Origin of the sequence: Xanthomonas sp. NCPPB 4467 (genome assembly GCF_041475665.2) — a bacterium.
In the GTDB taxonomy this organism is placed as follows: Bacteria; Pseudomonadota; Gammaproteobacteria; order Xanthomonadales; family Xanthomonadaceae; genus Xanthomonas; species Xanthomonas dyei.
Genome location: NZ_CM191260.1, coordinates 3,978,336 through 3,991,994, shown reverse-complemented (window position 1 = coordinate 3,991,994; position 13,659 = coordinate 3,978,336). Strand labels below are relative to the sequence as shown.

7 protein-coding genes, 1 other RNA gene and 2 pseudogenes are annotated in these 13,659 nt (G+C 63.6%); 5 read left to right on the top strand and 5 right to left on the bottom strand.

All coding sequences use genetic code 11. The features are described from left to right. Nucleotides 1–171 precede the first annotated feature (171 nt). The 4 genes and pseudogenes from ACCQ06_RS17410 to ACCQ06_RS17395 form a co-directional block, all read right to left on the bottom strand. Nucleotides 172–804 carry an imm11 family protein gene (locus ACCQ06_RS17410; RefSeq protein WP_228324458.1) on the bottom strand — a complete coding sequence of 211 codons (633 nt, stop codon included), beginning with the start codon at nt 802–804 and terminating at the stop codon, nt 172–174. Between the two features lie 43 nt (nt 805–847). Further along, nucleotides 848–2,098 (bottom strand): annotated as a pseudogene (locus ACCQ06_RS17405) (hypothetical protein); the annotation flags it as partial. Between the two features lie 741 nt (nt 2,099–2,839). Next, on the bottom strand, nt 2,840–3,484 hold the full coding sequence (locus ACCQ06_RS17400; protein ID WP_316688116.1) for a DUF1629 domain-containing protein: 645 nt from the start codon (nt 3,482–3,484) through the stop codon (nt 2,840–2,842). 88 nt (nt 3,485–3,572) lie between these two features. Next, nucleotides 3,573–4,452: pseudogene (locus ACCQ06_RS17395) on the bottom strand (hypothetical protein); the annotation flags it as partial. 99 nt (nt 4,453–4,551) lie between these two features. On the opposite strand from ACCQ06_RS17395, the gene ACCQ06_RS17390 reads away from it, so the two are divergent. The 5 genes from ACCQ06_RS17390 (at nt 4,552) to ACCQ06_RS17370 (ending at nt 11,501) form a co-directional block, all read left to right on the top strand. Next, nucleotides 4,552–7,227, top strand: coding sequence for a M1 family metallopeptidase (locus ACCQ06_RS17390; protein WP_316688114.1), 2,676 nt, complete (start codon nt 4,552–4,554; stop codon nt 7,225–7,227). Nucleotides 7,228–7,295: 68 nt separating this feature from the next. Continuing rightward, nucleotides 7,296–7,378, top strand: a non-coding RNA gene (locus tag ACCQ06_RS17385) — sX9 sRNA. A gap of 216 nt (nt 7,379–7,594) precedes the next feature. After that, nucleotides 7,595–9,088, top strand: coding sequence for an alanine/glycine:cation symporter family protein (locus ACCQ06_RS17380; RefSeq protein WP_228324456.1), 1,494 nt, complete (start codon nt 7,595–7,597; stop codon nt 9,086–9,088). Next, the gene (locus ACCQ06_RS17375) at nt 9,085–9,990 is read left to right on the top strand and encodes a TrmH family RNA methyltransferase (RefSeq protein WP_316688112.1); all 906 of its coding nucleotides are present in this window, start codon (nt 9,085–9,087) and stop codon (nt 9,988–9,990) included. The genes ACCQ06_RS17380 and ACCQ06_RS17375 overlap by 4 nt, the downstream gene beginning before the upstream one ends. After that, a complete protein-coding gene (locus tag ACCQ06_RS17370; protein WP_372364401.1) occupies nt 9,990–11,501 on the top strand; it encodes a carboxylesterase/lipase family protein in 1,512 nt (503 codons plus the stop codon). The genes ACCQ06_RS17375 and ACCQ06_RS17370 overlap by 1 nt, the downstream gene beginning before the upstream one ends. A 270-nt stretch (nt 11,502–11,771) precedes the next feature. Here the strand turns inward: ACCQ06_RS17370 and ACCQ06_RS17365 are convergent, their stop codons facing one another. Beyond that, entirely contained in the window at nt 11,772–13,262 is a 1,491-nt protein-coding gene (locus tag ACCQ06_RS17365; protein ID WP_316688110.1) for a neprosin family prolyl endopeptidase, read from the bottom strand. Nucleotides 13,263–13,659 lie beyond the last annotated feature (397 nt).

Sequence of the window (13,659 nt, the reverse complement as noted above, 5' to 3'; positions counted from 1 at the left end):
GGAAGATACAGGCGATTGATCGATACATCCTTGTCGATCAAGCCATGATCGGCCAACTTTTTGAGCAAGTCATGCTTGCGAAAGATGGTGTTTTCAATGACATGATGACTTTCAAGGATGACGTTACTGGCCGGCATGTGTGCTTACTCCAAAATCCATGCAGAGAAATTTTTATCCGTAATTTGCTGCGTCGATTAGCCGAACGCCACGCTTCCTTGGTGCTTTGCCGAATCCCTGGGAAATCAGGGTGTCGCGCAAGAAACGATCGCAAAAAGCATCTGCCGTATAAGGTGTTCTGAAGACATGTGCGGTCCCGACCACATCTTTGTTGAATGCAAACTCTGCGCCTCCCGTAACATCGTAGTATTTTCCGTTACGGTATCCGGTCAACACTTTTACAGTGGATGCCTCCTCGTCGATGGCTTCGATAATTCGCACCACCTCACAAAGATAGTGCGGTGCTCCAGGCGTACCGTCTTCCAATCGGAAGTCGCAGAGCGCAAAGGCAAAGCCCTCCGGGTCCGCAGCTTCGAAGATCTGCTTCAATGGCTCGGAGACCAGCCAATACCGCTTGAATCCACTATCAAGGTCATCGGGCATATCGCCGATGCGGCTGTCGTAGCGCAGGCGCGGGGTCTCCTTCAATGCAGCTAGCCCCGCGTCCTCGCCTGGGCGGCTATAGGCAATGGGGAACGGCACTGCATCTTCGTTCTCGAATTCCACGCCATGCCCGCGACCGCCCCCACCCATATCGGACCTGAGGATGTAGAACTCGCCTTTCCTGGGTGCATTCTGAGTAGACACTTTTTTCTCCAAGACGCTATTGCGATCAAGCGTAGCAAACTGTCCGCTTGAGATGGCCGGGCTGGCTATCGGCGCCAAAGGTGCCACCAGGGCCACGCTGCAACTGCAACGCGCTATCGCCGGTGAGTCCCTCTGTCTCGCGCGTGCGCTGCGTCGCCAGGTCGATCGCTTCGCGCCATTGCGGCTGCAACTCGGTGCCGACGATGCGATAGCGGTAGAGCGTTTGCTCGCCCTGGACGTCCTGCGGCGACTGCCGGATGGCGGCAATCGCCTGTGCCTGCTCAGCCAGTGCCGGTTGCAGCAGTGCGCGCGTGGTTTCCAGTTCCAGTATGCGATTGCCATCGGGTGGGGCACCGTTGCTGGTCCACCGGCCCTCCATGTCGCGGTAATAGCGCTGGCCGTCGGAGGCAGTCAACGCATCCGGGTCGGGCAGCGCCTGTTGCACGGCCGGCGACATCGGCAGCCCATCGGCCGCCCAGCCGTTGCGGTGATGCGCAAGTTCGTAGCGCGCAGCAACCGCGCCGGGACTGTTGGCGATGTTGCGGGCGATGACGTCTTGCGCTTGCGCGTCCAGTTCGGCTGCGCGTTGCGGCAAGGCGGTTTCCTGCACGTAACTGCCGCGATCGTTGGCACCCGACACATCGGTCTTGACCAGCCGATGCCACTGGCCGTCCGCTGCATCGCGTCGCCAGTCGGCGCTGCTCAGGCCGGGACGGTCAGTGGCATTGGCCGGCTGGCGATACGGATCCTGCGGGGTGGGCGCATCCTTCAAGGCCAACGCGGCAGCGGCGTTGGTGACCTGGTAATTGAGTTCGCGCGCCTTTTGGTAGCTGGCGACGATGGGCGTGGAGGTGGGGTTGTTGACGCCATCGTTGGTGGTGTCGGCCTTGCCGTCGCGCGCCCAGGCGCGGCCATCGAACGACCACTGCGTGCCCGCGCGATCGGTCTGGGTGTAGATGGCGCGGTTATCCAGCAACGCGGCGGCTTTTTCGCCAGCGGTACTCAAGAAATACGCATCGGCCGCGATCAGCACCATCGGCCCGGCACCAGAGCTACCCAGCGCATACGCAGCGGCAGTGCCGCCGGCCCAGCCGCCGACGTTGCGGCCGGCGAAGTGCGCCAACTCGGACTGTGCGGCGAGCGGGTTGTCCTGCCCGAGTAAGTGTGTGGCGCGCTGACCGGTCATCACCGTGTCGGCGGCGGTGGCGAGTAGCCCGGTAGTGCGCAGCGCCTGGCCTGCGGACAGGTCGCCGACCAGTAGCTCGGCGGTGGCGAAGCCGCGTTGGCCTGGCGGAGTGCGTAATGGTCGCACTGCTTCTTCGCCGAGCACATTTTCGACCTGCAGGATGCCTTGGTCGGAAAGTGTCAGTCGGCCTGCGGCATGGGCTTGTGCGATCGCTTGGGAAAGTGAATTTCGACCAATCTCTGGATCGCCGCCTTTGGTGAGGTTACTGCTGGATTGCTCTACGTATTGAAGTGTAGATATGACGCGCTGCTCGGAGTGGACGATTGATGACCAGCCAAGCTCTGGTTTTTGTAGCGTTGGAACTGCGTCGATCTGAGATGAAAGCCTCTTGTCGTAGCTCCGCGCGTCTTTGAAAAACGCATTGATGCCAGGCCGCATGTCATCTGCAACCATGCCGATTGGGGCATTGGTGTAGAGATCCGCATTAACTAGACCTACTCTCATTGTATCGACCAGTCGATCAACCTTTGGCGCAATTCTTGCGATAGCGTCTTGATCGCCCGAAATCGCCAGTTGACCGTCTAAGGTCTGCGACAAACGCCTCAATCGAGAGATTGTTCCATCTTGGTAATCCCGTATCGGGCCTCCGCTATGCGGAGATATTCCGATTGCCCGCGCTAGCGCTGGATCACTTGGCATATAAATCAGATTGCGCTGCGCATCCATTTCAAAATAATTTGCTTCCTGAAGAACCTCAAGCAGCCGGCTATTACGCAGCGTTTGTCTTTCAGTAATATGATGCTCTTGAAAAATTGTTCGCTTAGCCATGGCGGAAATTCCTTATAGAAATTAAGAACTCTTCCAGTTCGATGCATCTCTAAACCAAAGCCCATCTGAAACTCCATCCACTCCAATTCCCGCATCCCTCACCGCATCTCTCATAATTTTGTCGCAGAACACACAGTCGCCAGAGTATTTCAAAATAAAAACGTGCGATTCATCTATAACATCTTTTCGAAATTTCAATTTTGCACCCCCAGTGAAATCATAGAATTTTCCGTTGACGAATTCGTCGCTAACCTCGATCTCAACTTCCGATTGGTCTTCATCTAGCGCGTCCAAGACTCGCACGACATCGCATAAAAAATAGCGAGGGCCTTTACTTCCATCAGTCATACGAAAGTCGCACTCGACGAAGCTAAATCCCTCTGGATCGACGGTCGAAAACACGCGATGTAACCGCTCGGATACGAGCCAATAGCCACTGAATCCTGCTTCCAGGTCCTTAGGCATAGCACCTTTCGACGAGTCATAGATCAGGCGTGGCTTTTCCTCTAGCGCTGGGAAACCTCCTTCGTTTGGTCTCAAAATCAGTCGAGGAGGCACGAGAAGTTTTTTCACGTTCTCAAACAGAACCCCGACTTCAGGACCGCATTCAAGATCAGGCATCAGGATGTAGAAATCTCCCTTCTGCGGCTTATTTTCCAAGGTCATTTCAGCTTCCCTTGCATCATTTCTTCGAGTTTTCACTATGCATCAGCAATGTTGCAATGTTCAATATTCCCAACGCTATCTTGCAGCCGCCAGCGGCAACCCATCGGCCGCGGTGATGCGCCAGTTCGTAGCGCGCAGCAACCGCGCCGGGACTGTTGGCGATGTTGCGGGCGATGACGTCTTGCGCTTGCGCGTCCAGTTCGGCTGCGCGTTGCGGCAAGGCGGTTTCCTGCACGTAACTGCCGCGATCGTTGGCACCCGACACATCGGTCTTGACCAGCCGATGCCACTGGCCGTCCGCTGCATCGCGTCGCCAGTCGGCGCTGCTCAGGCTGGGACGGTCAGTGGCATTGGCCGGCTGGCGATACGGATCCTGCGGGGTGGGCGCATCCTTCAAGGCCAACGCGGCAGCGGCGTTGGTGGCCTGGTAATTGAGTTCGCGCGCCTTTTGGTAGCTGGCGACGATGGGCGTGGAGGTGGGGTTGTTGACGCCATCGTTGGTGGTGTCGGCCTTGCCGTCGCGCGCCCAGGCGCGGCCATCGAACGACCACTGCGTGCCCGCGCGATCGGTCTGGGTGTAGATGGCGCGGTTATCCAGCAACGCGGCGGCTTTTTCGCCAGCGGTACTCAAGAAATACGCATCGGCCGCGATCAGCACCATCGGCCCGGCACCAGAGCTACCCAGCGCATACGCAGCGGCAGTGCCGCCGGCCCAGCCGCCGACGTTGCGGCCGGCGAAGTGGGCAAGCTCCGATTGCGCGGCGAGCGGGTTGTTCTCACCGAGAAAGCGTGTGGCGCGTTGGCCGGTCATCACCGTGTCGGCGGCGGTGGCGGCGGCAAACAAGCCGGCAGTGCGTAGCACCTGACCAAGCCGATCGGTCGCCGACCACCAACTCGGCAGTGGAAACGCTGCGTTGCCAGAGCGGTGTATACGACGGACGCGGAGCTGTGTCGGCGCTTTGGAGAATTCAGAGCTGTGCCTGCCCAACCCGCGCAATGACTAAGGTCACATGACAGTCATGCCCCGCTGTGGTCGACTTCGGCGGTTACCCTGACCGGAATTGCCCATGCGTCGTCTTGCCTGCCTGCTTGCTCCTTCCCTCCTTGCGCTGTGTTGCGGCAACGCACTTGCGCAGACGTCCGCCGAGCCGGTGCCCAATGGCCGATTGCCGACCTGGGCGGTGCCCGAGCGCTACAGCCTGGCGATCAAGGTCGACCCGGAGCAGGCGCAGTTCAGTGGCCGCACCACCATTCGCGTGCAGCTCAAGCAGGCGTCCGACCATCTGTGGCTGCACGGCAAGGAGCTGAAGGTCAGCAAGGCCACGGTCAAGCCGGCCAAGGGCAAGGCGCTCACCGCGCGCTATGTCGACGCCGATGCGCACACCGGTGTGGTTCGCCTTGAGTTCGGGCGCACGCTCAAACCGCAGACGCTCACCGTGGACATCACCTACAGCGCGCCGCTCAACCAGCAGCTGCAGGGCCTGTATCAGGTGAAGTACCAGGGCAAGGCGTATGCGATGACGCAGATGGAGCCGATCAGTGCGCGCTACGCGTTCCCGGGCTTCGATGAGCCGGCATTCAAGACCCCGTTCGACCTGAGCCTGACCGTACCCAGCGACGATCAGGCGCTGGCCAACACCATCGCTACCTCGACCAAGCCGGCGGGCAAGGGCTGGAAGACGGTGACCTTTGCGCCGACCGTGCCGTTGCCGACCTATCTGGTCGCCTACGCCGCCGGCCCGTGGGATGTGGTAGATGTGCCTGCAATGCCGGCCACCCCGCAGCGCCCCAATGCCACGCCGCTGCGCGGTATCGCCGCCCAGGGCCAGGGCCCGCGCATCACCCCGGCGCTGGACCAGACCCCGGCGATCATCGCCGCGCTGGAGGACTACTACGCCTTCGGTTATCCGTTCGACAAACTCGATCTGGTCGCCGCACCGGATTTCAGTGCCGGTGCGATGGAAAACCCGGGGTTTGTGACCTTCCGCGACTGGTTGCTGTTACTGGACAAGGATTCGCCGGCCGAAAACGTGCAGCGCTCCTTCAACACCAACGCGCACGAGCTGGCGCATCAGTGGACCGGCGACACCGTGACCATGGAATGGTGGGACGACCTGTGGCTCAACGAAGCCTTCGCCACCTGGATGCAGCAGAAAATCACCATGCAGCTGCACCCGGAGTATCACGCCAACCTGGATCGCATCGGTGGCGCGCAGTACGCGATGAATAACGACAGCCTGGTCAGCGCACGCAAGATCCGCCAGCCGATCACCGGTAACGGCGATATCGAAACCGCCTTCGACGGCATCACCTATCAGAAGGGTGCGGCGGTGCTGGCGATGTTCGAAGCCTTCGTTGGCGAGGATGTGTTCCGCGAAGGCATGCGCGCCTACATCGCCAAGCATCAGTTCGGCAGCGCCACCGCCGACGATCTGGTCGATGCGATCGCCGAAGCCGCCGGCAAGGGCGAAGACTTCAAGGCGGCATTTCGCAGCTTCTTGAATCAGCCGGGTGTGCCGTACCTGCAGACCCAGGTGGCGCGCGAAGGCGGCAAGACCGTGGTCAAGCTGCAGCAGCAGCGGTATTTGCCGCTGGGTTCGACCGGCTCCACCGCGCAGCAGTGGGGCGTGCCGGTGTGCGTGAAGTACGGCAAGGGCAAAAACCAGGTCGGTACCGCCTGCCAGTTGCTGGAAGACGGCAGCGGCAGCATCGTGCTGGACGGCGCCGGCAAGAACACCTGGGTGTTCCCGAACGCGCATGGCGCCGGCTATTACCGTTTCAGCCTGCCGAAGAAGCAGCTGGCTGCACTCGGCAAGCAGGTTGCGCAACTCGACGATAACGAGCAGCTGGCCTACGCCGATGCCATCGATGCGGCCTACCGCCACGGCGATGCCGACAGCGATGCGGTGTTGATGGCGTTCAAGCAGCTGGCACCGTCCGCATCGGCCGATGTTTCGACCGCGCTGGTGGATCGCTTCGTATGGATCTGGCGCTACCAGGCCAGCACCGAGGCGCAGCGCGGCGCGTTGCGCAAGGCCGCCGAACAGGCATATCTGCCGCGTCTACGCCAGCTGGGTTACGTGCGGCGCAGCGGCGAATCGGTCGACGACACTGCGCTGCGTTCGTCGCTGGCCGGGATGTTTGGGTTACGCCTGCAGAATGCGGAAGTGCGCAAGGCGCTGCTTGCCCAGGGCGATGCGGTGCTTGCCGGTGGCACCGGGGCGCTGGATTTCTCTGCGGCCAACCCGGATCTGCTCGGCAGCGTGCTGGCGGTCACCGTGCAGGAACGCGGCGCCCCCGCCGTCCAGACCCTGATCGCGGCATTGCGCAGCCACGCCGACCCCGCGCAGCGTAACGCCATGATCGCGGCACTAGGTGCGGTGCAGGACCCGGCGTTGCTCAAGCAGGTGCGCGATTTTGCGTTGACCGATGCCATCAAGGTCGGCGAGATGAAGAGCATGCTGATGCGTGGGAACAGCTATGAGGGGTCGCATGCGTCGATGTGGCCGTGGTTCACCGCCAACTTCGACCGCATCGTGCAGCGCAGCGGGTCGTTCGACGGCGGCGGTCTGCCGGCGCTCGGCGCATCCGGTGGCTGCAGCGTGGAAGAAGCCGACCGCCTGGATGCGTTCTTCCAGCCGCGCCTGGCCAAGCTCAGCGGCGCCGACCGCGGTCTGGCGCAGACCGGCGAAACCATCCGCCTGTGCGCCGCGCTCAAGCAGGCACAGACCGCCAAGCGCTGAGCGCCAGGAGCGGTCAACAAAGCGACTGCGCAGCCGCCAGGCGGCTGCGGTCGCTGCTCGGAACCGGCATGTGCCCTGCGCACACGCCGGTTCTGAGCGCACCGTCCACAGCGATCCGATGACCGCTCGCGACGTGCATCCGGTCTCGGCCAAGCTGCCGCACACCACTGGCATCGTTGCCTATTGGATGCGACCCGCAGCGCCGATGCCCCACGATGGTGCGCACGGCCTGTACATGCGCCTCCGGCAGGTTGGCGCGCGCTGACGGCGCAGCACGCACGCACGTCGCATCGGGCGGCGCTTTCGGCCAGAATCGACCCACTCCCCACGGCGCTGGGGTTCACGATCCAGCACTCGGGGAGATTGCGTGGAAGCACTCATCAATGGCATCAACGGCATCGTCTGGAGCAAGGCACTGATCTTCATGTGCCTGGGCGCAGGCGTTTATTTCACCATCCGCACCCGTTTCATGCAGGTACGCGGGTTCGTGGAAATGATCCGCCTCACCGTGGGCGGGCAGAAATCCGATGCCGGGGTGTCTTCGTTCCAGGCGCTGGCGATGTCGATGGCCGGGCGTATCGGCATCGGCAACATCGCCGGCGTCGCTACCGCCATCGCCTTCGGTGGGCCGGGCGCGATCTTCTGGATGTGGGTGATGGGCTTTCTCGGCGCGTCCACGTCGTACGTGGAATCGACGCTGGCGCAGATCTACAAGATCAAGGATGCCGATGGCCGTTATCGCGGCGGCCCGGCGTACTACATCGAAAAGGCGATGGGTCTGAAGTGGTACGCGCTCACCTTCGCGGTGGCCACCATCATCGCCACCGGCTTTCTGATGCCGGGCGTCCAGGCCAATGCGATTGCCGACAGCGCCATCAACGCCTGCCGGGGCACCAGCCTGTGCGGTGCGATGGACGGGCAGTGGATGGGCCTGCCGATGCGCGATGCGGCCAAGCTGGGCATCGGCATTCTGGTGGCGTGCATGCTGGCGGTGATCATCTTCGGCGGCGTCAAGCGCATCGCCAACTTCGCCGAAATCGTGGTGCCGTTCATGGCGATGGGCTACATCCTGATGGCGCTGGTCATCATGGTGCTCAATGCCGAGCGCGTGCCGGACATGTTCGCCACCATCTTCAGCAGTGCCTTCGGCAGCCATGCCGCGTTCGGCGCCCTGCTGGGGCTGGCGGTGGAATGGGGCGTCAAGCGCGGCATCTACGCCAACGAAGCCGGGCAGGGCACCGGGCCGCATGCTGCGGCAGCGGCAGAGGTGTCGCATCCGGCCAAGCAAGGCTACGTGCAGGCGTTTGCGATCTACTTCGATACCATGATGGTGTGCACCGCCACCGCGTTCCTGATCCTCACCACCGGCAAGTACAACGTGTACGCGCCCGACGGTGCCAAGCCGGGCCTGTACGCCGGCCTGAGCGGGGTGGAAGAAGGCCCCGGTTATGCGCAGGCGGCAGTGGAATCGGTGCTGCCGGGCTGGGGCGCGGGCTTTGTGGCGGTGGCGCTGTTCTTCTTCGCCTTCACTACCATCATGGCCTATTACTACATGGCCGAAACCAACCTGAGCTACATCAATGGCAGCCGCCGCCGACCGCTCACCGTGCTGCTGTTGCGCCTGGGGATCATGGGCATGGTGATCTTCGGCGCGTTCCACAATGCGCAGCTGGCCTGGGCGCTGGGCGACATCGGCGTCGGCGTCATGGCCTGGCTCAACATCATCGCCATCCTGATCCTGCACAAGCCGGCCATGCTGGCCTTGAAGGATTACGAACGGCAAAAACGCCAGGGGCTGGATCCGGTCTTCGATCCGGTGTCGCTCGGCATCAAGAACGCGGATTTCTGGACACAACGATGAAACAGCATGATGGACGTGGCGCGCGACCGCCACGCGACAACACCGGCAGTGGCGCTGCGCCGCGCAATCCGTGGGGCCGTGCGGCGCCACGTGCGCCCGCACCGGCTGCGCCTGCAGCACGCACCGCTGCCGCCGCACCGGCCGCTGCCAACGCCAACACCGCGCGCGAGCTGCGCCTGTACGGCATCAATGCGGTCCAGGCCGTATTCAAGGCGCGTCCGCAGGCGCTGCGCAAGCTCTATCTGACCGAGGCGCGGATTCCGCAATTCAAGGCCTTGCTGGCCTGGTGCGTCGCACAGCGCATCGGCTACCGCGTGGTCGAGGACGCCGACCTCACCAAGCTGGCGGCCAGTACGCATCACGAAGGCATCGTGGCCGAGGTGTTGCGGGTGTCGCCGCAGCCGTTGCAGGAGTGGCTGGCGGTGTTGCCGCAGGGCCCGGTGCTGGCGCTGTGGCTGGATGGCGTGGGCAACCCGCATAACTTCGGCGCGATCTTGCGCTCGTCGGCGCATTTCGGCGTTGCCGGTTTGCTGCTGCCGGCCGGCTCCGCGCTGGGCCTGTCCGGCGCCGCCGCACGCGTGGCCGAAGGCGGTGCCGAAGCCGTGCCGCTGGTGCAATTGCCCGAGACCGCAGTGGCGATGACGCAGCTGCGCCAGGCCGGCTTTGCGATCGCGGCCACGCTGGTCGACGGTGGGCACGATGTCTTTGCCGCCGCGTTGCCGCAGCGCCTGGTGTACGTGATGGGTGCCGAAAGCGCAGGCATGGACCGCCAGTTCGCCCGCGAGTGCGATCTGCAGCTCTCCATCCGCGGCAGCGGCAAGGTCGAAAGCCTCAACGTAGCCTCGGCCACTGCCGTGTTCCAGGCCGCCTGGCGCGCCCGCGTCGACCCCGGAGCGCTGTGATGCGTGTGTCTGCCTGCTTGCTTGCTGCCCTCTGCACGCTCAGTAGCAGCGTGTCTGCCGCTGTATCCACCGCTCCTGCAACGCCGCCGGACGTGCGCACCGATCATGGCGTGGTGCGCGGGCAATGGCAGGACGACGGCAGTGCGGTGTTTCGTGCCATCCCCTTCGCTGCGCCGCCGCTGGGTGCGCTGCGCTGGCGCCCGCCGCAACCGGCCGCCGCATGGACGCAGGTGCGTGACGCCACGCAGGCGGCCACACCGTGCGTGCAGCCCGCGCTGGGCTGGAACGATGCGATGGCCAGGCGCGGCAGCGAAGACTGCCTCTACGTCGAAGTGCAGACACCCACGCTGCAGCCGGCAACTCCGTTGCCGGTATTTGTGTGGATCCATGGCGGCGCCAATGTCGCCGGCGGCGCGGATGGGCATCTGCCCACCAATCTCGTCGCGCAGAACATGCTGGTGGTGACGCTGCAATACCGGCTGGGCGCGTTGGGCTTCCTGTCGCTGCCGGAACTGCGCGATGGCGACAACGAAGCGGCCGGCAACTACGCTTTGCTCGATCAGATTGCCGCGCTGCGCTGGGTGCGCGACAACATTGCGCAGTTCGGTGGCGACCCTGCGCGGGTCACCATCGCCGGGCAATCGGCCGGTGGCCAGGATGTGGGCTTGCTGATGCTCAGCCCGCTCGCGCGCGGGCTGTTTTCTGCGGCGATCGAACAAAGCGGCACCGCCGGTTTCGGGCTGCCGGCGCGCAGTCTGGAAGATAATCGCGCGTTGGGCGTTGCCATCGCCAAACGCGCCCGTATCGACGATGCGGCCACGCGCCTAAGCCAATTGCGCGCGTTGCCGGTGGAACAGGTGCTCAAGGCCGGGCATGGCGTCGACGTGCCGGCCTTGGACGACGACGGCTACATCTGGCTGCAAGCCGTTGTCGATGGGCGCGTGCTGCCGCGCGCACCGGCCGAGCTGCTGGCCAGTGGCGCACAGGCCAAGGTGCCGCTGTTGATCGGCTACGTGGTGCAGGAGCTCACCTACGGCGGCGACCAGGGCGCACAGGCGCGTCTGCGTCGCGACTATCCCGAGCGTGCCGAGGCGGTGTTGCAGGCGCAACGGACGCATGCGGCGCAGCGTGCCGAGCGCCAGGGTAATGCGGCGATGCAACTGTCCACCGATCTCACCTTCCGCTGCCCGGCGGTGACTGTGGCGCAGCGCCAGGCCGCGCTCGGTGTGCCGGTGTGGCATTACGTGTTCGACACCGCCGCGCCGGGTGGGCAGGTGACCCATAGCGCCGAGCTGCCGTTCCTGTTCAAGAACCTGCCCATCGGTCAGCCACCGGTGAGCTTGCAGAAGTATTGGGCGGCATTCGTGCAGCGCGGGAATCCCAACGCCAAGGGCTTGCCCGCGTGGCCGGCATTCGCGCCGAAACATGCGGCGCTGCAGTTCGATGCGCATGGCGTGCAGCAGATCAAGGATGCACGCCCGGCCCTGTGCGCAGGCGTGGATTTGCCGTAAGCCGGCGTCCATTGCCACGGCCAGTGGAGTGGCGAGTCCTTGCCGGCTGTGACGCTGGCAAGGATGCGTTGCAACCGCAGGCGCCCTGCCGTGGTGAGCATCCTGCACTGGGCACGCCGACAAACCACCACCGCTTGGCCGCAGGCCGAAGTGGTGGTGGCAGTTCCGGCGTTTCAGCATGCAGCGCACAACTGTGCAACCGCATGCGTGCTCGTGTGGTGGCCACCAAGCGAACGCGCGCGCTGCAGCAGTGCGCGCGTTCGCATGGACTCAGCGAGCGCAGCCTGGCCCGCCGAAGTAAATGCCGCCGTTCTGCATCTCCGGCGACACGCTGGTACGGGAGACGCCGTCTCCCAATGCATACGGATAGCTGTAGCCGGCAATCGCCAACGTGTAGCACGACGGCTGCTTCACATTCATCGATGACAACCGTTGTGCAGGCCGGGTGGCCATGGCCGCGTCGCGATAAAAATGATTTGCCTGGAACGCGGCCTGCCGGTAGCCGGCCGATGCGAACTGCCCACTGCCCATCGGTGCGCTGGGACGACCATCCCGGGTGGAAATTTCGCCACCGGCCGAGATGAAGATGTTGGCGCTGCCTTCGGCAATGTCGCCGGCATACAGCTCGGCCTTGTAATAGCCGATCCATTCGCCATTCAAGCCGAACCACCAGTGGCCGTCGGCATTGCGCTGGTATTCCACATGCAGCATGGCTTGCTTGCCGCCGGCCGTGCTGAAGCCGCCGGCGGGCGCTGTGCCGAGCACATTCGCCGTGCTGGTCTGCACGAAGTCGGCGCAATCCAGGTTATGGCAACCGGTGCTGATATAGCCGTCCTGCGTGGAATAGATGAACAGGATCGGCGTGTCGCCCCAGCCTGCGCCTGGTTGGGTTTGCCAACCGGCTTCCAGGGTCTGGATCTGCCCTTGCGGGGTGTATCCACCCAGCCAGATCTGGCTGATCGACTGCACATCGTTGGCGCGAACGGCCGGCACCCAGGTGTTGAGGTCGGCACCGGCGCCGGTCACGGGCGAACCGGCGGTGTCCAGATAGATGGTGGAGTAGTAATGCACCACCGACGCGGCATCCTGCGCGGCGGGCAGCAGAGTGGGCTGGTCAGGTGTGGTCGCCCGCAGTGCGGCACCGCGCAAGAACGCCTGCAGCGTTGTGTATTGGCTCATCTCTGCCAGGCCGATGCGCTGCAACGGCACGCTGCCAGCGTCGCAGCGTTGCGCCGCATCGAGTGGAGCGCTGCTGCTGACCCCGGCCGCAATGCCGGGCGGCATGGCAGGCGCGCTGCCATCGCGCAACGCGGGTTGCTGTGCGAGCAGGATGCAGTCGAACACCTTGTCGCGCTGATGCACGCTGCGCAGCACGGTCAGACCGTTGTAGCGATTGAACAGATAACGCTGCATCTGCGCGAATGCCGCTGGGTCGCTGACTTTGGCGGTGACCTCGCGCGTGGCGTAGCTGCGCTGTGCCTGCGCGTCCAGAAATTGCTTGAACTCCTGCGTGACCAACGGAAATGCAAGCGATACCGCAGTCGTGTTGCGCTGCATGCCTGCACGCTGCTCGGGCGCCACATGTGGGGTGGCGGGTGTACGCAGCAGCGGCGGCATCAGCGCATCGATACGTTGATCGTCGGCGGCCGAGATGGAGGGCGACTGCAATGTGCCTGCAAGACACGCCGGCGCTGTGGTGCAAATGGCAAGCGCAACAACGGCGCGGCCGATCGACATCGGTCGCTTGGAACGAAACGTCATGGGATTTTTTCCTGGCGCCGGAATGAAACGGCCCGCATGCGGCGAACCATGCAGGCCGCGCTATCACGTCGCAGGGCGAGACCGGGAGACAGCCGGCGGCGCACATCTGCGGTGAAGGCGCGCGCATCCTAAATCGGATGCGATGCAGAATTATCTGCACGCATTGATTGCGTGACGCCAGACACACGGCAAGCGCAATGTGCTAAGCGGATGTCCATTGCGCAGGCGTGCTTGACCATGTGCGCCGCGGCGCCGCTGCGCAACGGTGCGCACGATCACGCGCGCGGCGCTGCAGTGTTTCAGCAATGCCCAGCTGCTGACGACCTGTCATCCGACAGGTCGAGCGCGATAGCAGGGGTCGTCTCTGCGCATCGTCGTCGTCTCCTCACTCACTCCT

Excerpts from the sequence above, each read along its gene's own strand:
- ACCQ06_RS17370 (WP_372364401.1), top strand. The coding sequence starts at position 9,990 with ATGCGTGTGTCTGCCTGCTTGCTTGCTGCCCTCTGCACGCTCAGTAGC.
- ACCQ06_RS17390 (WP_316688114.1), top strand. The coding sequence starts at position 4,552 with ATGCGTCGTCTTGCCTGCCTGCTTGCTCCTTCCCTCCTTGCGCTGTGT.
- ACCQ06_RS17400 (WP_316688116.1), bottom strand. The coding sequence starts at position 3,484 with ATGACCTTGGAAAATAAGCCGCAGAAGGGAGATTTCTACATCCTGATG.
- ACCQ06_RS17375 (WP_316688112.1), top strand. The coding sequence starts at position 9,085 with ATGAAACAGCATGATGGACGTGGCGCGCGACCGCCACGCGACAACACC.
- ACCQ06_RS17365 (WP_316688110.1), bottom strand. The coding sequence starts at position 13,262 with ATGACGTTTCGTTCCAAGCGACCGATGTCGATCGGCCGCGCCGTTGTT.